A 21,681-nucleotide genomic window follows, 5' to 3' on the forward strand; every position below is an offset into this window, starting at 1 on the left:
GCCCCCTTCAATACACATAGGCAAACTCATTCGAGTTCATCAGCACGAGGCAGACATCGGCCAGGGCGCGGGTGCGTGGGTCAGCATCGGCGGGTTGGAGATCGGGGATGAAACCGCTGTAGGCGGGGAGTTTTTCCTGGAAGCTGAATTTCTCGCCGGTGTTTTCCTCTAAGGCCTCGCGGGTGATCTCCAGCGGCGGTTGGGTCTTGGTGAAGACGAGGCTCTTTTGCTTCTGCTCCATATGCTGCCAATGGGCTTCGCAGGCGGCTTTTTCATCGGCGCTGGGCTGGCGACCGTATGCGAGCTGGAAGATGCGGGCGATGACGTCCTGCGGCTTCTCTTGCAGAACCCGATGTGCCAAGGCGAGGGCACGGTTATAGCTGGCTTGGCCATTGAACAGGCTGAAGACCTGGGGCGTGACGGTGGAGACCTCGCGGGCCTCGCAGGAGAAGTCAGGGCCGGGTTCATTGAAGACCGCCATGAAGGGATCGCGCAGGCCACGGATCTTCAGCGCATAGAGACTGCGGCGGTGGCGTTGAGCGGGTAGCGGATTCGGCACCCAGGCGGAGGCGAAGGTGCCCATGACCATGCGTGGCTGCATGGCCACTTCGAGGTTGATCTCGGGGCGGTTGGGAATGCCGCCTAACAAAGGGTTAAGTTCACCCGTGACGCTGAGCATGGTATCACGCAGTTCCTCGGCGGTGAGGCGGCGCGGTTTGAAGACGGCGTAGTGGGTCTCCAGATCCTCGCGGGAAAAAGTGATGCGGGCACTCTTGCCCGCAGAGGTTGGGGATGGCTGACTCTTGTCAGCGACTGGAGCGATCGGGTTAGGTTTGTCGGAGCCGGGCTTCGTTGCGACATCGTCATGGCGGGCAAGAGTGCCCGCATCACTTAGATTCGAGCTACGGCGGTAGGCCTCGCTGGTCATGATGAGGCGGTGCATGGCCTTGAAGGACCAGCCTTGCTCGACCAAGGTGGCGGCGAGCCAATCGAGCAATTCAGGGTGCGTGGGTTTCTTACCCGTGCTGCCGAAGTTGTTCGGATTCCCCGCAATGGCTTGACCGAAGTGCCAGAGCCAGAGGCGATTGACGATCGTGCGGGTGGTCAGCGGATTGGCCGGTGAGGCGATCCATTGGGCCAAAGCGGTGCGGCGTCCTTCGATGGCTTCCGGGATGGGGGCCTCGAGCAGCCTGGCGGTTTCAAAGAGCGCGGTGAGCACACCGGGCTGCACGGGTTTCGTCGGTGAAAAGGGATCTCCACCACCGAGGATGGCGGTCTGCTCCAGCTCACCTTCCTGCATGCGATTCTCTGGCATCCGCATGGGCTGGGTGACGCTGATGAGTTGGGGCGTGCGGCCATTGTAAACGCTGAAGGCATAGGGCTCATAGCGTTCCAGCTCCCACTTTAAGCGCTCCAAGCCTTTGCGCGCCACGCGTTCGCGACCGAAGTCGGCAGGGGCGAAGCCCACCAGCTTGGGCGGATACTGATTCTCGGGAACCCCTTGCTTCTGCAAGGTGCTGCGGGCGATGTCGAAGACGCCGGTGAAGTTCTTGGCCTTGCCAGCTTTGGCTTTGGCCTTCGCCTTACCGCCTCCTGCCACGAAGGCTTGGGCAGAAGTCACGGCTTGATCCCATGCGGCGCGGTCGAGCTTTTGGTTGGCAAACCAGACCTCAGCATTCTTCAGCATCGTGGCATCGAGCTGACGCAGGGTCTCCAGATGAGTCTCGTAAAGGCTGAGCAGGTGCTTCTTTTCCTCAAAGCCCGTGGTGTTTTCGCTCTTGAGAAAGGGGGCGGGACGCTCGGCGAGTTGGGTGGTACTGAAGCAGGCCTGGATGGCGTAGTAGTCGTGCGTGGGCACGGGGTCGAACTTATGGTCGTGACAGCGCGCGCATTGCAGCGAGTGCGCCAGGAAAGTCTCGCCGACGCTGTTGGTCACGTCATCGAGGAAACGTTGTCGAGCCACCTTAGCCACCTCCATGCCCGTGAGCTCCCAGGGCCCCATGCGTAGGAAACCAGGGGCGATGAGGAGTTCGGAGGCGGGAGTGATGCGGGCACTTTTGCCCGCAATGTCTTTGAACTGCGTGGTGCGGGTATCTGCTGAGTCAGCTGCATCGGCTTTGCGGGCAGGAGTGCCCGCATCACCTGGATCGGCTGCCATCTCATCTCCAGCGATTTGCTCCTGGATGAACTGATCGTAAGGCTTGTCGTCATTGAAGCTGCGCACCACGTAGTCGCGATAGCGCCAGGCATTTCCGCGCTCGTAGTCGTTGGCGAAGCCGCTGCTATCCGCATAACGCACCACATCCAGCCAGTGCCGGGCCATACGCTCACCATAGTGGGGTGAGTCTAACAAACGATCTACTAACTGACGATAAGGTGCATCGGAGTCGGGCGCGTCTTTCACCGCTTGGATGAAGGTATCGACTTCTTCCGGTGTCGGTGGCAGACCGGTGAGGTCAAAGGTGGCGCGGCGGATGAAGTCGCGGGCGTCAGCCCTCGGCGCAGGCTGCAGGCCCTGGGGCATCTTGGCGGCAATGAGCGCATCGATGGGATGCTTGGCCTCGTACGCAGGAATCGCTGGTTTGATGACCGGTTGATAGGCCCAGAGGGATTCCGGTTTGTAACGGCGGTTGGCCCAGTCGGGCGAGAGGGCACCCTGGGTCTTCACGGTGATGCCATCCTCTGCGCTCCATTGGTCGGCAGAGGCGTGGGCGATCTTTTGGCGTTGCGCTTCCTCGGGCCAAGGGGCTCCAGCGATGATCCAGTTCTTGAGCCAAGTGAGTTGTTCGGCGTTGAGCTTATCGTTTTCCTTAGGGGGCATGGCCTCCCAATCGTCATGCGTGCGAGTGGAGGCGAGGTAAAGCGGGCTTTGCTCTGGCTTACCTGCGACCAGGGCGGTGGTTTCGCTATCGCCCCCTTTCAGCGTGCCTGCCAGCGTGCGCATGTCCAGCCCGCCTTTGATCTTGGCTTCATCGTTGCCATGACAGGCGAGGCATTTCTCCTGAAACAGGGGCCAGACACGCCGCACAAAGAGTGCTTCAGCGTCTTCCGCATGAGCCGAGGCGGTGACCTGGAGAGCCAGGCCACCGAGCAGGACCAGGAGCAGCGATTCAGTCGGGTTTACCAGCTTCATAAAGGGAACGGATTTCGGCAGGGGCAAGCGCGGCTTGATAGATGAGGAATTCATCCATGCGGCCGTTCAGGTTGCGAATGGGAAACTGATGATTCTCGGTGGGTAGGCCCCAGTTGCCGATTTCACTCGCGCCAAAGGTGATGGGGCGATCCGGCACATGATGCGCATTCACCTCACGGCTGATCTCCCGGCCATCCAGATACTGCACAGCCTCGCCGCTGTGGCTGTCATAGGTGACGGCGAGGTGATGCCAGCGGCGTTGATTGGCCAGATCAAAGATGCGCGGGGAGTAGTAGATCTGGTTATACTTCTTGTTCGGGTCTTTAGGCCGAGGGTAGGCGATAGAAAACATGAGGCTGCCGTCCTCATAGATTTGCCAGTGTGGCTCGCCGGGCTCATAACCATCGGTCAGCAGCAGGGCATTGTATTTGCGATCCACCCCATCCACACGCACCCAGGTAGCGAGGGTGATGGCAGGATAGGTCTCGGGTCCTAAATTGATGCGCACGCGGTCGCCGGGACCTTTGAACTCCAGGGCGTTTTTCATGGGCCAGCGCCCCTCCACCCAGCGCGCTCCCACAGCGCCACCGGCTCGTGTGGGCACGCGCGGTTCGGTGAAGTTGTTCACCAGTCGATCCCACTTATCCGCCTCCCAATGTTTGAAGAGATAACACGCGATCAGCCGTGGGTCTTTGCGCAGTTCCAAGCTGTGATTCCACCAGGCCTCGAAACGCTCTTGCGCATGACGGGTGCTGATCTCATTCATCCGCTCGATGCTGGTGAAGTGCTCGGCATCGGCGGTGCCTGCTGTGAGGGTTTGACCGCTGTCCCGACGCAGGCTTTGCCCCCCGGTCAGCAGGCGCATCTCGGCATCGCCTGGATGGGCTTCCACCTCGCCTTCAAAGACATGCACTTCCGCCGCGCCGGAGGTATCCACCCGCACCCCGAACTCCGTGCCGAGATCCACCAGATTCAGGCCCGGTGCATGCAGGCGAAAACCCCGCGCCGGCGGTGGCACCCGCACCCGCACCTGACCGCTGTGACAGGCGGCTTCCCAGGCGGAGTGGATGTCCATCCGCACCTCACCTTCCGCCAGGAGTGTGGCTCCACTGAAGAACTCGATCTTCACCAGCCCGCTCTTCAGATGCAACTGACCCGGCAGCAGCATACTGCCCTGGATGGGGGCGGTGCTGTCTTCGGCAAAGGTGGCATTGAGCGTTTGTGTGATGAGGGCGCAGCCTTGCTCCGTCTGCTCAGGCGGGCTGGTTGCCAGTTGAGCTTGCGGCTGAAGCTGCCCGCCTGCAAAGAAGGATAAGCCAGCCAGCCCGAGGATGGCCGCAGCGGCGGACAGGGGAACCCAACGGCGCTTGGGCCGAGTCGGCGCAGAAAGGACTGACGTGGGCTGCTGCAAGCGGCCCGAACTCACGGCGGGTGCGGTGAGCAGGCGGGCGTGCTGATCCATGTGCTCCAGGTAAAAGCGGCGGCAATCCCAGTCACTGCGCAGTAGATCATCCAAACGCGCTTTTTGTTCGGCGCTCATTTCCTCCTCCAATAGCGCGGTGAGCAGACCCTCCAGTTCTTGCCGTGTCTCCGCATTCATGATGTGGCCTCCAGCTGACGGCTCACACACTCATGCAGCAGGCGGCGCACGCGCTCCAGATTGCGAAACAGGGTGCGGCGACTCTGACCCACGCGCTCCATGATTTCCTCTGCTGGCCGACGTTGATCGTAGCGATACGTTACCAGTTCACGATCCGTCTCGGGCAGTTTTTTCAGGCAGGAGTCCAGGGCATGCAGGCGCTGCTCCAGCCGGGGTTCCAGTGCCTGGCGTTCATCGGCCAGAAGATCCAGCACGTCCTCACTGAAGAGCAGCGGGGAGCGGGCGTGTTTTTCCCGATGCTTCTGCACTTGCAGGTAGGCAAACCGATAGGCCCAGGGCAAAAAGGGCCGTGAGGGATCATACTGATCAAACTTTCGAAACAAGGCCAGACTCGTTTCCTGCAGCGCATCCCGTGCATCTGCCTCATGCGGCATCAGGGCGAAGATGTAACGGAAGAGCTGATCCTGATGCTGAGTCAGCAGTAGGATGAGGGATTCCGTCGGGTTCGTGGAGGCCATGAGGGGGAGACTGGGTTCAGTGATCCGTATTCAGTTTCAGTTTTTTGACACTTCTTCTTATCTCCCGCCCGATTGGCGATTCGTGCCAAAAAAGCTTAAGGCTCAATCCGTCATGAGGATCTGAAAGAGGTTGTGATAGCGGTCCGTCCAGAGAGGCACGGTCAATTGCGGCTCGTCCAGAGGGGGGTCGGCGGGGGGGGTTTTCAGGAAGGCCTCGTTCCGCGTCACCAGGACATAGTCGGTGGAGTCGTCGTCACCGCTTTCCTCGGTGATGACGCGGGTGGTGCGCCAGCCCAGGGCCTCCGCTTGCTTTTCCACCACCGGGGCCAGGATGAGGTAGCTGTTGGTCACGTGGACGACGATGATGCCGTCTGGCTTCATGTGGCGGTGATAGATCTCGAAAGCCTCGCGGGTGAGCAGGTGCATGGGGATGGCATCGCCGCTGAAGGCATCGAGCAAGAGTACATCAAATTGTTGGTTAGGCTCACGCTCAAGCATCAGGCGGGCATCCCCGATGATGGTCTCCACTGTGGCTCCGCGTTTTTCCGCATCAGCGAGGTAGGTGAAGTGTTTCCGCGCCAGCCGCACGACATCCGGATTGATCTCATAAAAGCGGAAGCGATGTCCGGACTGGGCATAACACGCCGCCGTGCCCGCCCCCAGCCCCACGATGCCCACATGCGCATCTGGCTGATCACTGAGCCGCCCCAGCGCCTGACCGATGCCGGTGTGGCGGCCATAGTAGGTCACCGGTTCCTCCCGATAGAGATCGCCCAGGTTCTGCATGCCATGCACGATGCCGCCGTGCGTGAGCGTGCGGTATTCGTTTTGCAGACCGGTATCGTAGTCTTCATCCACATAGACCGTGCCGTAAAAGTTGCGCACCCGCTCCAGGCGCGGTTCTACCTTGATGGTCTCCTTCACCAGATAAAAGGCGGCGAACCCCGTGATGGCCAAGACCAAGCCACCCGCGAGAATGCGCGGCAGGTTGCCCGTGAAGTGTAGAATCCCTGCCAGCAAGGCCATGCCTGCCACCACGAGGCTAGCGATCAACCCCAGCGGCCACTCCATGAAGGTGACGAACACCCGTGGAGCCACCAGACTGACCAGCAGACCGCCCAGCGCGCCCCCGGCGGACATGAGCAGGTAAAACTCTGTGAGCCGTGACGGAGCCGGTTTCAGCCGCGCCAGCTCCCCATGGCAGACCATGCAGGCCAGAAAAAGCGCGCTGAAGCACCAAGCGATCTCTGTCAGGTAATTCGGGGTCAGGTCGATATCCAGCTTCGGCCCCAGCTTCGTCTCCGCCGCGGTGATGAAGACGGCGATGAGGGCGAGCAGGGCCCACAGCCCGCGCACATACCAGCGCTCATGCTCAAAGCAGATGATGAAGGTGAGCAGATACAGGCTGAGCGGCACCACCCACATGAAGGGCACCACCGCCACATCCTGGCAGACGTGATTCGTCGTGGCCAGCAGCATGGCACTGGCCAGCGCAGGCAGCGCCACCCACAGGATACGATGCCACCAGCGCGGTGCAGGAGCTAGCGCCGCAGGCGGCACTAAGACACCCGTTTTCTCCCCCACCGCAGTGTCGCTAGCCGGTGCCGGAGCCGCCCGACTGGCGCGCCAGACCAGGGTGATGGAGAGCAGGGCAAACGCGACAAAAGCCCCGGACCACAGCCAGGTCTGCGCCATCACATCCAGCATCGGCTCGAAGAAAAACGGGTAGCTCAGGAGGGCCACCAGGGAGCCGATATTCGACAGCGCATACAGCCGCCACGGCATACCGCCTGGCACCATGCGGGTGAACCACACCTGCGTCAGCGGGCTGGTGCTAGAGAGGATAAAATACGGCAGCCCCACCGTGCCCAGCAGCAGCAGCAGGATACGCCCAGCCGGGTCCTCATCACCCGCCGGTTTCCAGGCATTCCCCGGAGCGATGGGTAGCACCATCAGCGCGCCCAGCAGGATCAGCGTGTGCAGCACCGCCTGGGTGCGTGGCCGCAGCCGAGTCAGCGCATGGGCATAAGCATAGCCGGCAAACAGCACGCACTGGAAGAAGACCATGCACGTCGTCCACACCCCCGGACTGCCGCCGAACCAAGGCAGGATGAATTTACTGATCACCGGCTGCACCTGAAACAGGAGGAAGGCGCTGAGCAGACTGAGCAGGCTCAGGAAAAAGGCAGCCGGGAGAGGGCGGGAGGTCGAGGAGGACATGGATGGGGAGCAGTCGCGAAAGGGAAAGACCGGAACCGCCCGGGGGTGGTTTGGTCGCAGGGAAAACTGAGGGTAGAGAGATCAGGAGCGATTTTTTTTAGCCAAGCGGCGCGAGCCTGAGGCATCGCCGGGCGGAGGGCAAGAACGCGTCAGTGGACCCCTCCTTTCCTGGGCTCCATCCACTCGATTTTGGCGGATTCGGGCGAAAAAGGGGGCTGACGGCAGGATTTTCCAGTTCAGGTTCTAACAAAATCCTTCCCCAAGCGTTCCTGTCAGCACAAAGTGAAAGCATGTCCGTCCAGCCTCAGCCAGATGAAGCCTCCCTCCTCGTCAGGCGGGCGCTTGATCAGTATGAGGCCAATCTCGTGGCTTACACCACAGGCATCCTCAATGGGGACCTGGAGCGGGCGCGGGATGTGGTGCAGGACGCTCTGCTCAAGCTTTACCTCACCGACCCTGAAAAGGTGCGGGATAACCTCAAGGCCTGGCTCTTCACCGTCTGCCGAAATCGCGCCCTGGACATCCTGCGCAAGGACCACCGGTTGGATCTTGGCAATGAAGATGCTTTGGAAGGAGCTGTCTCCTTCACCCCTGATCCCTCTGAAAATGCGGATTCCCATGAGCTCCACGCCCGCATCTGGGAGCTGGTGGATAAGCTCCGCCCGAACCAGAGGGAAGTCATCCGTCTCAAATTCATGCACGACTGCTCCTACCAGCAGATCGCCGATGTCACCGGCCTCACCGTCGGCAACGTCGGCTTCATCATGCATGTGGCCATCAAGAAACTGCGCGAGCTGTTGAACCGCGAAATGGCCTCCCGCCCCCAATGATTTTTTATGAAACCTGCTCCTCACGATAATCCTGACCTCACCGCCTATGCCCTGGGCGAGCTGGAGGCCCGTCAGGCCCGAGAGATCCACGAACTGCTGGCTGCCTGCCCGGTGGCTGCGCATGAGCTGGAGCAGGTGGAAGCCGTGACGGATGCTCTCCGCCATGGAGCCCCCATCCCGCAGGAGCGCCTGCTGCCGGAGCAGCGCCACGCCGTGCTCTACCCCGCCCGCCTCCTGCCTCAGCGCACCGCCACCGCCGTGGCCCGCACGGCGCCGATGGGCCGCACCTCTCGTCTGTGGCCCGTTGTCACCGGTGTGCTGAAGGCTGCCGCCGTGGTCACCCTGGCTGCCCTGGCCTATCTGGCAGGCCGCCATGCCGAGCTGGACAGCACAGGCACCGCCGTGGCGGAAGCTGGCTCTGCATCCACCCCGGTCGCCCAGCCCCAGGTGGAGGCGCAGCCGCTTGAGACCGCCCCTGCCGACCTTGCTTCCATCTCGGTGAAGCAGCCGCAGGCTCCAGCGGCCACTCCGCCCGCCCCGGTGTCTGCACCGGAGGTGAAGCCTACCTTGGCAGCCACCGCCCCAGCTATTGCGGATGCGAAGGTCACTCCAGCCCTGCCGGAGAAAGCTCCTGTGGTGGTCGTGGTGGATAACGCCAGCCCCACGCCAGCCGCCCTTGCCGTGGCCAAGCTGCCTGGAGCCCAGACCGCCGCCCCTGCCGCTGCCGCGCCCCGACCTGGCGTCATGACTACCCCCAGCCGCGCCATGGCCTTTGTGAATGCCAGCCGCCAGCCTGTGGATCAATTTGGCCTCGAGCCCGCCCTCATCCGCCCCCTGCCGCCGAAGCTGAACAAGCGGGATCTCCTGACGGCCCCAGCCCCACGCCAGACGGCACCCGAGCCGAAGGATGCCGGGAGCAAACCGCGCACGCCTGATCTCTACATCCACTCCTGGCGCACCGAGTCCGCCTCCTGCCCGTGGAATGATAAACATCGCCTGCTGCGCATCACCATCCAGCTTCCTGCGGATCAGCCTGCGGCCACCACCGAGCATTCCTACCCTCTGCGGGTGGCGTTCGATCCGAACAACGTCCGTGAATACCGCCAGCTCTGCGAGCGCCATCAGCCTGCCGCCGCCCTGAGACAGGCCGGCATGCATGAGGTGTGGTATGAGTATCTGCCCAATGGCGAGCCAGACACGAACAAGACCATCGCCACCGTCACACTGGATAAAGGTCGCTTCACCACCCAGACCGTCGGCCCCTTCGACAGTTCCAAGCTTTACGTCCAAGATCGCGGTGGCAACTGGCAGCAGGCCCGTCAGGAGTTCGTTTTTGACAGCGCTGTGGTCGGATTCGGCCTGCTCATGCGCGGGGTTCCGCAGGCGGAGAAGCTCAATCACGGCCTCGTCCTTGCCCTGGCGGAGAAATCCAAAGGCAAGGACCCTACCGGGGACTGCGCCCGCTTCATCCGCATGGTCAAAGAAGCTGCCAGCGCCGCCGGGCTGTGAGCCAGGTGGGTTGAGGGATGCGTGGATGAATGGATTGATGGATGCCTCAGGCAGCTACCGAGGCGTGAAGCCATCGGCTTCAGCGTCCGGAGCCCCCTCAGCCGGAATCAAGGAAGCTTCGAGATCTTCCGTGAAGGCGATTAAAAGCGGGGATTCAGACTCGTAAACCTTAGCCGTGTCACTTGCATCAGGGGAGGGGATTAAGGTAGAATATGAGTATGGGCCTCATTTTCTTCTGCGCAGGTGTCTTTCTGGTCTTATCGATCCTGACGCTCATTTCCGTTGTGAAACGGAACGCCCGACCCCGCTCAGCTCCGCGGCGGAGACAGCCGGTGGATACCACGCCACCTTTTTGGCCTTCGGATGGCGGAGTTTTCATGGCTCCGGCGGAGAGTGGTCATGCCTCCTCGCCTCATGGACATTGGGGGGACACTGGTTCTCACACGCATCACGCTTCGTCGCATCACGACGTTTCATCGGGCTACGGGGATTGCGGTAGCAGCAGTTTCGACAGCGGAGGGAGCTTTGACAGTGGTGGAAGCGATGGGGGTTCGGATGGAGGCGGAAGCTGTGACTGACCTGATGCGGCGAGCTCGCTCCTGTAGGATTGACTAAATCTGCCTTTACCAAAAGCTCGAAGCCCCTAATGTGACGGATCATGCACGATCCACGCGTTGACCAGCTCGCTCGCCAACTTGTCCGTTACTCCACTCAGGTTAAGAAAGGAGATTTCGTCTGGATCGATTGTTTCGATGTGCCCGGTTATGTGGCCCAGTCGCTGATCCGTGCCGTGGTGGAGGCAAAAGGCCGCCCGATCGTGAAGCTGCATGACACCACGGTCACTCGTGAGCTGATGATCCATGCGGATGAGGTCCAGTATGACGTGATGGCGGAGAACTACCTCGACCTCATGAAGAAGATGGACTGCTACATCGCTGTGCGTGGCAGCCATAACATCACCGAGAATAGTGATGTGCCGCCGGAGAAGATGAAGATGGTCATGTCGAAGATGCGCCCTTTCCAAAACGAGCGCGTCAACAACACCCGCTGGTGCGTGCTGCGCTGGCCTACCAGTGCTATGGCTCAGCAGGCGGGCATGAGCACGCAGGCCTTCGAGGACTTTTTCTTCAAAGTTTGTTTGCTGGATTACGCCGCCCTCATCCCGGCTATGAACTCGCTGAAAAAGCTCATGGATAAGGCCAAGGAAGTGCACATCACCGGTCCAGGTACGGATCTGCGCTTCAGTCTCAAGGGTCTGAAATCCATCGTCTGTGGTGGCCGTCATAACATCCCGGATGGAGAAGTCTTCAGCGCACCCGTGAAGGATAGCGTGGAGGGCGTGATCAGCTACAATGCGCCGACCATTTACCAAGGCATCGCCTTCGACTCCGTGAAGCTGGAGTTTTCTAAGGGCAAGATCATCAATGCCACGGCGAACAATACCGAGGCCATCAATAAGATCCTCGATAGCGATGAAGGCGCTCGCTACATCGGCGAATTCGCCATTGGCTTTAACCGGGAAATCCGCGAGCCGATGCGTGACATCCTGTTCGATGAAAAGATCGCCGGAAGCTTCCACTTCACCCCAGGGCAAGCCTACGAAGGCATCGCCGATAACGGCAATCGCAGCCAAGTGCATTGGGATCTGGTGAATATCCAGCGCCCCGACTATGGCGGCGGTGAAATCCACTTCGATGGCCTACTCATCCGCAAGAACGGTAAGTTTGTCCTGCCTGAGCTACAGCCGCTGAATTGATACCGGATCGATGCCTCTAAGGCTGTGGCATGAATCAATGCCGCAAGCCGCCTAACTGAAGCGGCTCAGGGCCGGAGCCCCGCCTTCAGGCGGAATCGGAGGAGTTTGGTAACATCCCCCGAAACTGCCTAAAAGCAGGCGGGTCAACACCTAGATCCACGGCTTCCAGCCGACGGCTTCAAACCAGGACTGAGCAAACAAGGCACCAGGCTGAGACGCCCACTCACGCAGGATGAAGGCTCCGGCTTGCTGATCATTTTGCTCAAGCTGAGTGGCGATGAAGTCTGCAATCAACCTTGTAGAAGGGGAGATCTCATAACTGGCCGAAGGGGTCACATGATGGAACCCCGTGGCCCGTAACCATGCGCCGAGCTTACGCCCGGCCAGGACATCACTGCCATTCTCCACCAGGAGATCCCGATAGGCGTTGATGGCCGCAGACACGTCACCATCCCACGGATCTAGGACAAAGCCGCCCCAGTCCGGGCTGCGCAGGGCAATAAAGGCGCCGGGTTTCATCACCCGCCGCAGCTCCATCAGCGCGGCAGTCGGTCGTGACAGGTGCTCGAACAGTGCGTGGGAAAACACCCCGTCAAACTCCGCCGCTCCAAAGGGCAGTTCGTAAACGTTGCCTTTCAAGAAGGCAGCATTCAACCCCCGCTCGGTCGCGGCTTGATTAGCCTGATCCAGCAGGGAGCCATTGTAGTCCACCCCGATGACACCCCCGGGCCGCACCCGTTCAGCGAGGCCGAGCGTGATGGAGCCGGGGCCGCAGCCGCAATCCAGCAGCCGCATGCCGGGGCGCAGCAGCGGTAGGGCAAAGGCGGCATGCGTGCCTGCGGTGCGGCGGGTCATGAGGTCCAGGCCATCCGCAGTCAGAGCCTCGATCGAGGCCTCGTTAGGGGCGTAGAAGTCGCAAAGAGGAAGAGGATTTTTCACTTGGGAGAAGAGGAGAAACGGGTGATGAGGATCACGGAGGAGAGAATGAGAGCGCCCGCGATGATCACGCTCTGGGGGATGGGCTCATGCAGGAACCACCAGCCGAGCAGCACAGCGACGAAGGGATTTACATAAGCATGGGTGGAGACGAGAGACGGCGTGCTCACCTGCAGAAGCCAGATGTAGGCGGTGTAACCCACTAAGGATCCGATGAGGGTGAGATAGACGAAGGCCCAGGCGGACGTGGCAGTGATAGCGGCGAGGTCAAACCGAGCCGGCTCACCGAGTAACACGCCTAACAGGAATTGCAGAACACCGCCACAGAACATCTGCATGCCTACGCTCAGCAGTGCGGAGTCCGGTTTTCGCGCGTGACGGGAGTAGATGGAGCCAATCGCCCAACAGATGTTTGCCCCCACCAGGATAAAGGCGGTGCTGGGCTCCGCCATGCGCTGGCCGAGCGATCCACGCCCCATCACGATGGTGACTACACCGGCTAGACCGATGATCAAACCGAGCACCACCCAGGCCGTGGGTCTTCGTCCATGCGGGCGGAGCCACTCCACCACCATGATCCAGAGCGGCACCGAGGCCACCACCAGAGCTACGACGCCGGAGGGCATGGTCTGCTGAGCCCAGACAACGCCGCCATTCCCGGCCATGAGCAACAGCGCCCCAGATGCCGTGGCATGTCCCCAGTGCCCGAGATCAGGCCGTGCCGCACCCCGCATGCTCATGACCAGATATAGAGCGCCCCCGGCCAGCATGAAGCGAGTGCCCGCCATGAGCAGAGGCGGGATGGAGTCGATAGCTAGCCGCATGCCCAGGTAGGTGGAGCCCCACACCAGATAGACCGCCGCAAACGCAGCCACGACGAGGGCCGTAGCCGGACGCGTGGGAGCGGAGCCCAGGCTGGCTGAAGAGGGGATGGAGAGGCTGGTGTTCATGTCGGGCAGGGCCCGAAAACACAGCGGGGGAAACAAAAAACCCACCGCCTATTTTCGGGGTGGGTTGGGGTAGCTGGGGTCTGTGATTGGTATCAGACGAAGCTCCTTATCCCACCTGGCCGCGCCAAGCTTTGGCGACGACCGCATGCATACGTGCACGCACGACCGGGCAGAGACCGGCGGCAGCATGAATGCATTTGGAGGAAAGAGAGTTCATCTAACACCGCATGTTTAAACGGTTGGTCAGGCTCTGTCAAGCGAAGGCATGAAACCAAGATGCGCGTGTATTGAGAGGCTGCCTGCGGGAGCTATCTTGGTATGGCTTGCGTTCGCTGATGCATCCCTCACGTGCATTTCTGCTTCCCCCTTGGGCCGATATCCGCTACCCCTGACACCCATGGCTGATACGTCCCCCGCTCCGTCCTCCTCCTCGGAACTGAAACAGACTGTCGGTGGCTGGCAGATCCTGTTTTATGGTCTCGGCTCCATGCTCGGCGCCGGCATTTATGCGCTCATCGGTAAGGCGGCTACCGATCTGGGCAATGCGGTGTGGCTAGCCTTTCTCCTGGCCATGGTGGCGGCTCTGCTCACCGGCCTGTCCTACGCCTGTGTGGGCAGCCGTTATGCCAAGGCGGGTGGGGCGTCTTATGTCACGCAGCACTCGTTACGGAAGCCCTGGCTGAGCTATGCGGTGGGCATCGCGGTGATGATGAGCGGCCTCACCAGCATGGCCACCGGCACACAGGCCATCGCGGAAAATCTGGCTAAGGCGCTTAACATGGAACTGCCAACCAAGCTGGTCGCCATCGCCCTCGTCTTCCTCGTCGGTTGCGTGATCTATCGGGGGCTGCGGGAGAGCATGTGGGCCAACATCGTCTGCACCGTGGTGGAGGCCTCCGGGCTGCTCTTCATCATTGCGGTGGGGGTGAGCTACTGGGGCAGTGTGGACTATCTGGAAACGGCGCATGACACGGCCTCGGGTGGCCCCGGCTCTGGCATCACGCTGGCCCTGGTGATGCAGGGGGCGGTGCTGACGTTCTATTCCTTCATTGGCTTTGAGGATATCCTCAATGTGAGTGAAGAGGTGAAGAATCCGCGCAGGAACATCCCCTTCGGTCTGGTGGGTGCCATGATCCTGGCCACCATCATCTACATGGCCGTGGCCATCACCGCCGTCTCCGTGCTGCCCTGGCAGGAGCTCTCCATCAGCAAGGCCCCGCTGATGGATGTGGCCAAGAAAGCCGCGCCGTGGTTCACCGGCATTGATAGCGTGTATGCCGCCATCACCATCTTTGCCATCGGCAATACGGCTCTGCTGAACTATATCATGGGCTCCCGCCTCCTCTATGGCATGAGCAAGCAGGGCCTGCTGCCTGCGCTGCTGGCCCGGGTGCATCCGGTGCGTCACTCCCCGCATGTGGCTATTGCCGTGCTGTTTGGGATCGTCACCGTCCTCATTCTCAGTGGCGGTGTGAAGCAGCTCGCGGAGTCCACCGTGCTGCTCTTGCTCACCGTCTTCACCATCGTCAATATCGCCCTGGTGAAGCTGAAGCTGAGCCCGAACGATGAGAAGGGCGGCTTTGAGGTGCCTATCTTTGTGCCAGCTCTGGGCGCGCTGGTGTGCGCGGCGCTCATCGTCGTGCGGTTTCAAACGGCCCTCACCAGCGAGGATGAAGCCACCCGCACGGCCCCGCTCATTGCGTTGGCCATCATCGCCATCAGCTTGGTGCTGTATCGCGCTCTGAAGCCGAAGGAGGTGGTGGTTGAAGAGGTGGATTGAAGGAGGCTACACAAACTGGGTTAATGACAGTGCTCCTCTCGAAGTCGCTGTCTTGACGCCTCCAGGCATCCCTCTTATCGTGCCTGAACATGATCTCCAAACTGCCGCGCTGGGTCTGGACGGGGGCCTGGATTCTGGCCTTCATCGGGGGGATGGTGAATGTGGTGGGCTTGCTGGGCTTTGAGCATCAGGCCATCACTCACCTCACCGGCACCACCTCCATGCTGGGTGCTGCCGTGGCGGCTCTGGATGGCGCACGGACCCTGCACTTCGCTGCTGTCATCGGCTCCTTCGTCGCGGGGACCGTCATCAGCGGCTACATCATCCAGGACAGCACGCTCAAGCTGGGGCGGCGGTATGGGGTGGCGCTGCTGATGGAGTCCGCTCTGCTCGCGCTCTCCGTGCCCCTGCTCAGCGGCCAGAGTCTCTACGGCCTCTACACCGCCGCTTGCGCATGCGGCCTCCAGAATGCCATGGTCACCACTTACAGCGGCACCGTGGTGCGCACCACCCACCTCTCCGGCATGTTCACCGATCTCGGCATCTTTCTCGGCCATGCGCTGCGTGGCCTGCCGGTGGATCAGCGCCGCCTGCGCCTATGCTTCCTCATCATCTCCGGCTTTCTGCTCGGCGGTGTGGCAGGGGCGGCCTCCTTTCATCGGCTCGGTTACGCCACCCTCTTCATCCCCGCCACCATCACCGCCCTAGCCGCGCTGGTGTATGAGGGCTATCACCGGCGGCAGGCCGCCAAGTGAGAACGACGATCCTTCCCTCTCCAACGCTTGGCCATCCCATCTCCAGACGCACCTTGGCAGATCATGGTCCGCAGGATTCTGCGCACGGCTTTCGTCACGCTGCTAGCCATCAACCTCCTCTCGGGGTGCATCATCATGCTCGGCTCAAGGTTTGGGGCTTTCCGTAGCACGCCCTTTTCTTTATACCCCTATCTGAGTCAGGCCTTTGTCTCCGCTCTTCACACATGCCTCACCGTCTCTTTGATCGGATGGGTGGGGATGTGGCTCAGTTCCCCGCAGCTGAGGCATCGCTATCGTCATGCGGTATTGATCAGTTTCCTGCTCACCATCCTCGCCCTCATTTAGGCCGACAGGGAGCGGCAAACTGATAGCCTTTCCCTATGAAAAAAATAGAGCGAGTGGTGAAACCTCCTCCCCAGAATGGATTATGGTTTTTATAACAGATTCAGGTTTGCCTCCCCATGATCCCACTCTCTCCCCGCCTCATTTTCCCCCTGGTCGTCAGCACCTGCCTGATGCCCCTCACCACCGCGCTCTCGGCTGAACCCTACACGCCTAAACCGGGCTCAGCAGAGCGTGAGGCCCTGATGAACGCCCTGCGTGAGCCGGTGAAGGCGGAGTTGAAGCGCGAGGTCATCTTCAAAGTCAGTCGCCTGAAGGTGCTCGGCCAATGGGCCTTCCTGGCAGGTGAGCCGCTGAAGTCCGATGGCAGCCCCATGGACTACACCGGCACCATCCATGAAGAAGCCCTGCGCGAGGGGGCCTTCGATGGCGGAATCTTTGCCCTCCTGCACCTTACTCACGGCCAGTGGGTGACCGTGCGCTACGTCATCGGCGCGACCGATGTGCCCTATGTGGATTGGCCCGAAGAAACCGGGGCTCCAAAGGCGATCTTTGAGTGAGTGCATGACCCTCAATCCATTCTGAGCAAACTCGATGGCCGGCGGCTTGACCATGTGGATAGATATTTTAAATCAATATAAGTGACGATATCTTATGATGAATATTCTTGCTCAAAAATAAGCTTTTTATTTAGATGGTGAGGTTCTCTCGATCCATCTATGAAAACCGAAGCTCAAATTCAGATACCCACGGATAATCTGTATAAATTCTTGGCCATTTTCAGCGCCATTTTGATCCCCTCATTGCTGTTGCTGAGCTTCACAGTCATCGCGACGACAGAGGATGAAGATGCGATGAAGGAGATCTTTAGAAAGCTAGGACTCCACGATTTGGTCGAAGAGCATGTCCAACCACCGCCGCCACCGCCGTCTGTAACGGAACTCAATCCAGACAACAACAACGCCACGGTTTACCTTGAAGCGTTCGATGCCGATGAAATTGAGCCACAGAGTCGGTTCATCGCCAATCTGGTCCTGGTGTTTTTAGGCACCTCGGCAGGTTTGTTGATGGTGACACTGATCGGTTTTGTTCTCTGGTATGTGCGCCTTCAGCGATATCAGGACAAGATGATCCGCATTGAAGCCTTATCGACGCAACTTCGATTTTCTCGCGAAAAGCGTCTAGCCATTCAAGAAGGCGTTGATGTTAAATTATGAGCCCGAGGAGGAGTTATGAACTCAATACCCGCCCGCGCCGATGCTGGCAGCTTTGACCGCGGTTTCACCCGCGGCCTCGCGGCGGCGGTATTCATCGAGGATGGCTTTCGTCGCACTCGCTCCGAGGCGGGTGCAGCCGAGGTCACGGACCATGATGAGGCCATCGAGATCCCGCACCCCACCGGCGGCTTTCACCTGCACGTGCGCAGGGCTGTGCTGGCGCATGAGGCGGACATCGTGCTCCGTGGCGCCTTTGTAATTGTAGCTACCGTCTGGCTGCTTGCTGAAGCCATAGCCAGTGGAGGTCTTTACCCAATCTGCGCCAGCGCGGGCGCAGATCTCACAGAGCTTGATCTTGGTGTCATCGCTGGGTAGGTAGTCGTTTTCAAAGATGACCTTCAGCCGCGCTCCATGCTGATGAGTCTCGGTGGCGATGGTCTGGATCTCCTGCTCCACATAGTCCCAATCCCGAGCCAGGGCCTTGCCGATGTTGATGACCATGTCGATCTCTTTGGCACCGTCTTTGCAGGCACGCTCGGTTTCATAGCGCTTCACTTCCGTGCTGCTGTTCCCCGCAGGGAAGCCGATGACGCAGCCGACGATGACAGAGGTGTTCTTCAGTAACTCCGCCGCACGCGGGACGAAATAGGGCTTCACGCACACGGAGGCGACGCCGTATTCAGCCGCCAGGGCGCACCCCGCTTCAGCTTCGGCGTCGGTCATGTTCGGCTGCAGGAGGGAGTGATCGATCATTCCGGCGAGTTCGGCGTAGCTGTATTTCATGGCATGCGAAAGAGGAGTGTTACGAGACAGTGAAAGGTGGGAAGAAATCGATTGGGGTAAAGAGGCGTTTGCTGGTTGACAACCGACTTGGTGAGAGGGCGGGGATGAGGGGAAATGAAGGGTTGAGGTTCTCCTCTTGCACTTGTCCACGCGTGAGCATCCCCCCATCCCATTTCCAAAAAAGCAAGGCCAGCCTCCGGTGAGAAGCTGGCCCTGAGGAAGAATAGAAAGTTTTCCGGTTACAGATTCTTGTCCGTCACAGCACCCTCGCTGGCGCTGGTGGTGAGGGCGGCATACTTGGCCAGCACCCCACGAGTGTAGCGTGGCTTCGGCTGCTTCCAGGCCTTGAGACGGGCGGCCAGTTCCTTGGCGGGGATACCGAGGGTGATGGCGCGCTTCTCAGCATCAATGGTGATCTTGTCACCGTTCTTGATGACGGCGATGGGGCCACCCACGAAGGCTTCCGGCGTGACGTGACCCACCACGAAACCGTGGCTGCCACCGCTAAAGCGGCCGTCGGTGATGAGGGCCACGTCTTTGCCCAGGCCCTTGCCCATGATGGCGGAGGTGGGGCTCAGCATCTCGCGCATGCCGGGGCCACCTTTCGGCCCTTCCATGCGGATGACGATGACGTGACCTTTCTTGACCTTGTCATTGAGGATGGCGTCCAGCGCTTTCTCTTCGGATTCGAAGACGATGGCCTTGCCAGTGAAGCTGAGGCCTTCCTTACCACTGATCTTGCCCACTGCACCTTCAGGGCAGAGGTTGCCTTTGAAGATGACGAGGTGGCTGTCCTTTTTGATCGGGTCCTTGAGCGGGCGGATGATCTGCTGATCTTTCGGCCAGACGATCTTGGAGTTGCGCAGGTTCTGCTTCATCGTCTTACCGGTGACGGTGAGGCAGTCGCCATGCATGAGGCCTTCTTCCACGAGGATGCGCATAAGCGGCACTGTGCCGCCGATGCGGACGAGGTCGTTCATGAAGTATTTGCCGCTCGGCTTCAGGTCACCCAGCACGGGGGTCTTTTTACCGATACGGACGAAGTCTTCGATGGTCAGCTTCACGCCGGCGCTGTGAGCCATGGCGATGAGGTGCAGCACGGCATTGGTGGAGCCACCCAGGGTGATGATGAGGGTGATGGCATTTTCAAAGGCCTCCTTCGTCATGATGTCGCGGGGAGTGATGCCCAGCTTGATCATGTTCATCACAGCAGCACCCGCGTCGAAGCAATCAATCAGCTTATCACTACCCACGGCGGATTGAGCGCCGGAGTTGGGGAGAGACATGCCCATGGCCTCGATGGCGCTGGCCATGGTGTTAGCCGTATACATGCCGCCGCAGGAGCCTTCACCGGGGATGCTGTGCTCCTCGATATCCACCAGATCCGCATCGGTGATCTGGCAGTTGGCGTGTTTACCCACGGCCTCAAAGACGGTCACGATGTCGGCGTCCTTTTTCTCATGGCCCACGCAGCCCGGGAGGATGGTGCCGCCATACACGAAGACGCTGGGGCGATTCAGACGCGCCATGGCCATCACGCAGCCGGGCATGTTCTTATCGCAACCACCGATGGCGACAAAACCGTCCATGCCTTCGCAACCGACCACGGTTTCGATGGAATCTGCGATGACCTCACGGCTGACCAGGGAGTATTTCATGCCCTCGGTGCCCATGGAGATGCCATCGGAGATGGTGATGGTATTGAAAATCACGCTCTTACCCCCGGCGGCATCCACGCCCTTCGCGGCCTCTTTGGCCAGCCGGTCAATGTGCATGTTACACGGGGTGACCATGCTCCAGGTGCTGGCGATGCCGATCTGGGATTTCTGGAAGTCTTCCCGCTTGAAGCCCACGGCATGCAGCATCGCGCGGCTGGGGGCACGCTCGACGCCATCCACGACGATAGCGCTGTGTTTGCGGTGGAGGGACTCGGCGGGTTTTTTGGATGCTGCTTTCTTAGCCATGATGGGGTGGGCGCGCATACTGCCAGCGCCCCGCGCTGCTTGCAAGCCTGGAACATCAGGGGTCAGCAATGTGAAAACGACGACTCAGAGGTCCTAATCGCGAGCTTTTCTAAAGGCGATGTAGGACTTGGGAATGAGGCCCAGCATGCGTTCTGTGAGGATTTCACAATCCGGAAACAGAGTGGCCACTTCCTCTCGTGTCAGCAACCGGATGCTGTTCACTTCATCATCCACCTGTGCCTGAGTCGGCCGATGAATCCAGCCCCGAAGAGTGATCCAGCGAATCAATGCCTTCTGCCATTTCTTGGGAAAACGATGAATGTAAAACCCGACGTAATGGGGCTCAATCCGACATTCGTAAGCCGGTGTCTGGATCCACAGATCCTTCCTCACCCGTCTGGCTTCGTCCGCAAATGCCTGCTGATCTTCCCAGGTGCCGACATGCTCAATGACACTGTTGGAAAACAGGATGTCGTAGGATTGATCCGGCGCCTCTAAAGCCCGACCATCCCCGACGAACATGCGTATTTGGTGAGCGGGGAAACTGTCCGTGTCCCAGGCCATCTCATGAATGTTGAGGCATTCAATGCTTTGGCCACCGGCTCATGAGGTGTCCAAGTACTTGGGTAACCGCCCACATCCAAAACCTTGTCCGTCATCTGGGGCCTGATATGCCCACAAAACCATGCAAATCTTCGGCCTCGGAATCTCCTCATGAGAGGAGAGAAGATCTGATAGATATTCAAGGGCATCTGTGTCGGAGAGATGTATGAAATGCTAATTATGGTCTAGTCAATAATAACCATACACCCGATCTTAAAATCTTAGCAAGGACTCCTCACCCAAACCTTCATTCTAACTTTAAGCTTCAGTCTGCATCCAGGCTCAACCTTGAAAATCCACCCGTTGGCAAGGTGATTTTGCCCTTTGCTGCCTTTACCTCTAAAGCATGGAGGCCTTTGGAAGCAGCAGCAGAGGAGATCTTTAGCATCGTCGAATCGACGTCTGAGGAGAGCTTCGCTAATCCTTCTGCTTGTTCCAATGTCATTCCTTCTAGAGCGTGTTATGAACTTTGAAAAGGCGCTGTACAATGGGTGAAAGAGTGAGCATAAGCTTGGGATGGCAGCCAAGACCGTGAAACCCAAGCCTCCGTATCCCACCGATGTCAGCGATGAAGAGTGGCAGTTCTGCCGCCCTTACCTTGAACTCATGACGGAAGAGGCTCCGCAACGGGAGCACTCCTTGCGCGATGTGTTCAATGCCGTTCGTTATGTCGTCCGGGCTGGTTGCCCTTGGAGAATGCTGCCCCATGACCTGCCGCCTTGGGCCATTGTTTACCAGCAATGGCAGCGCTGGATCAAGGCTGGGTGCTTGGAGGCCATGGCGCA

Annotated in this window: 20 protein-coding genes; 10 read left to right on the plus strand and 10 right to left on the minus strand. The window is 59.8% G+C overall.

Going from position 1 to position 21,681, the window contains the following annotated elements; translation table 11 throughout:
- Positions 1-7: 7 nt before the first annotated feature.
- The 4 genes from B5D61_RS02400 to B5D61_RS02415 form a co-directional block, all read right to left on the minus strand.
- Complete coding sequence (locus B5D61_RS02400; RefSeq protein ID WP_078811684.1) at positions 8-3,133, minus strand: PSD1 and planctomycete cytochrome C domain-containing protein; 3,126 nt, start codon at positions 3,131-3,133, stop codon at positions 8-10.
- Entirely contained in the window at positions 3,111-4,733 is a 1,623-nt protein-coding gene (locus tag B5D61_RS02405; protein WP_078811685.1) for a LamG-like jellyroll fold domain-containing protein, read from the minus strand. The genes B5D61_RS02400 and B5D61_RS02405 overlap by 23 nt, the downstream gene beginning before the upstream one ends.
- Positions 4,730-5,251: a sigma-70 family RNA polymerase sigma factor gene (locus tag B5D61_RS02410; protein ID WP_217698885.1), complete on the minus strand. Its 522-nt coding sequence runs from the start codon at positions 5,249-5,251 to the stop codon at positions 4,730-4,732. Before B5D61_RS02410 ends, B5D61_RS02405 begins: the two co-directional genes overlap by 4 nt.
- Before the next feature lie 102 nt (positions 5,252-5,353).
- Positions 5,354-7,471 carry a fused MFS/spermidine synthase gene (locus tag B5D61_RS02415; protein WP_078811686.1) on the minus strand — a complete coding sequence of 706 codons (2,118 nt, stop codon included), beginning with the start codon at positions 7,469-7,471 and terminating at the stop codon, positions 5,354-5,356.
- Between the two features lie 290 nt (positions 7,472-7,761).
- Here B5D61_RS02415 and B5D61_RS02420 point away from each other — a divergent pair, with 290 nt between their 5' ends.
- The 4 genes from B5D61_RS02420 (at position 7,762) to B5D61_RS02435 (ending at position 11,566) form a co-directional block, all read left to right on the plus strand.
- Positions 7,762-8,301: an RNA polymerase sigma factor gene (locus tag B5D61_RS02420; protein ID WP_078811687.1), complete on the plus strand. Its 540-nt coding sequence runs from the start codon at positions 7,762-7,764 to the stop codon at positions 8,299-8,301.
- A gap of 6 nt (positions 8,302-8,307) precedes the next feature.
- Positions 8,308-9,810 (plus strand): YfbK domain-containing protein, encoded by a 1,503-nt coding sequence (locus B5D61_RS02425; protein ID WP_078811688.1) that lies wholly within the window; start codon positions 8,308-8,310, stop codon positions 9,808-9,810.
- A gap of 399 nt (positions 9,811-10,209) precedes the next feature.
- On the plus strand, positions 10,210-10,425 hold the full coding sequence (locus B5D61_RS02430) for a hypothetical protein (RefSeq protein ID WP_139373012.1): 216 nt from the start codon (positions 10,210-10,212) through the stop codon (positions 10,423-10,425).
- Between the two features lie 43 nt (positions 10,426-10,468).
- Positions 10,469-11,566, plus strand: a complete 1,098-nt coding sequence (locus B5D61_RS02435) for an aminopeptidase (protein ID WP_176159181.1) — start codon at positions 10,469-10,471, stop codon at positions 11,564-11,566.
- 150 nt (positions 11,567-11,716) lie between these two features.
- Here the strand turns inward: B5D61_RS02435 and B5D61_RS02440 are convergent, their stop codons facing one another.
- Positions 11,717-12,505 carry a methyltransferase domain-containing protein gene (locus B5D61_RS02440; RefSeq protein WP_078811691.1) on the minus strand — a complete coding sequence of 263 codons (789 nt, stop codon included), beginning with the start codon at positions 12,503-12,505 and terminating at the stop codon, positions 11,717-11,719.
- Positions 12,502-13,452 carry an EamA family transporter gene (locus tag B5D61_RS02445; protein WP_078811739.1) on the minus strand — a complete coding sequence of 317 codons (951 nt, stop codon included), beginning with the start codon at positions 13,450-13,452 and terminating at the stop codon, positions 12,502-12,504. Before B5D61_RS02445 ends, B5D61_RS02440 begins: the two co-directional genes overlap by 4 nt.
- A gap of 397 nt (positions 13,453-13,849) precedes the next feature.
- On the opposite strand from B5D61_RS02445, the gene B5D61_RS02450 reads away from it, so the two are divergent.
- The 5 genes from B5D61_RS02450 (at position 13,850) to B5D61_RS02470 (ending at position 17,546) form a co-directional block, all read left to right on the plus strand.
- Entirely contained in the window at positions 13,850-15,232 is a 1,383-nt protein-coding gene (locus B5D61_RS02450; protein ID WP_078811692.1) for an APC family permease, read from the plus strand.
- 89 nt (positions 15,233-15,321) lie between these two features.
- Positions 15,322-15,987 carry a YoaK family protein gene (locus B5D61_RS02455; RefSeq protein WP_078811693.1) on the plus strand — a complete coding sequence of 222 codons (666 nt, stop codon included), beginning with the start codon at positions 15,322-15,324 and terminating at the stop codon, positions 15,985-15,987.
- Positions 15,988-16,050: 63 nt separating this feature from the next.
- Positions 16,051-16,332, plus strand: a complete 282-nt coding sequence (locus tag B5D61_RS02460) for a hypothetical protein (protein ID WP_139373013.1) — start codon at positions 16,051-16,053, stop codon at positions 16,330-16,332.
- Between the two features lie 116 nt (positions 16,333-16,448).
- Entirely contained in the window at positions 16,449-16,889 is a 441-nt protein-coding gene (locus tag B5D61_RS02465; RefSeq protein ID WP_078811695.1) for a hypothetical protein, read from the plus strand.
- A 159-nt stretch (positions 16,890-17,048) separates the two neighbouring features.
- Positions 17,049-17,546 carry a hypothetical protein gene (locus B5D61_RS02470; RefSeq protein ID WP_078811696.1) on the plus strand — a complete coding sequence of 166 codons (498 nt, stop codon included), beginning with the start codon at positions 17,049-17,051 and terminating at the stop codon, positions 17,544-17,546.
- Positions 17,547-17,567: 21 nt separating this feature from the next.
- Here B5D61_RS02470 and deoC read toward each other — a convergent pair whose 3' ends face one another.
- The 4 genes from deoC to B5D61_RS02490 all read right to left on the minus strand — a co-directional run bounded on the left by deoC (position 17,568) and on the right by B5D61_RS02490 (position 21,341).
- Positions 17,568-18,329, minus strand: coding sequence for a deoxyribose-phosphate aldolase (gene deoC, locus B5D61_RS02475; RefSeq protein ID WP_078811697.1), 762 nt, complete (start codon positions 18,327-18,329; stop codon positions 17,568-17,570).
- A gap of 239 nt (positions 18,330-18,568) precedes the next feature.
- Positions 18,569-20,293, minus strand: a complete 1,725-nt coding sequence (ilvD, locus tag B5D61_RS02480) for a dihydroxy-acid dehydratase (RefSeq protein WP_078811740.1) — start codon at positions 20,291-20,293, stop codon at positions 18,569-18,571.
- Positions 20,294-20,386: 93 nt separating this feature from the next.
- Entirely contained in the window at positions 20,387-20,857 is a 471-nt protein-coding gene (locus B5D61_RS02485) for a class I SAM-dependent methyltransferase (RefSeq protein ID WP_078811698.1), read from the minus strand.
- A 304-nt stretch (positions 20,858-21,161) separates the two neighbouring features.
- Positions 21,162-21,341: a hypothetical protein gene (locus tag B5D61_RS02490; protein ID WP_078811699.1), complete on the minus strand. Its 180-nt coding sequence runs from the start codon at positions 21,339-21,341 to the stop codon at positions 21,162-21,164.
- A gap of 71 nt (positions 21,342-21,412) precedes the next feature.
- Between B5D61_RS02490 and B5D61_RS02495 the strand changes: the two genes are divergently transcribed.
- On the plus strand, positions 21,413-21,681 hold a 269-nt coding region (locus B5D61_RS02495), incomplete at its 3' end, for a transposase (protein WP_139373014.1).

Source organism: Prosthecobacter debontii (genome assembly GCF_900167535.1).
GTDB classification, from domain to species: domain Bacteria; phylum Verrucomicrobiota; class Verrucomicrobiia; order Verrucomicrobiales; family Verrucomicrobiaceae; genus Prosthecobacter; species Prosthecobacter debontii.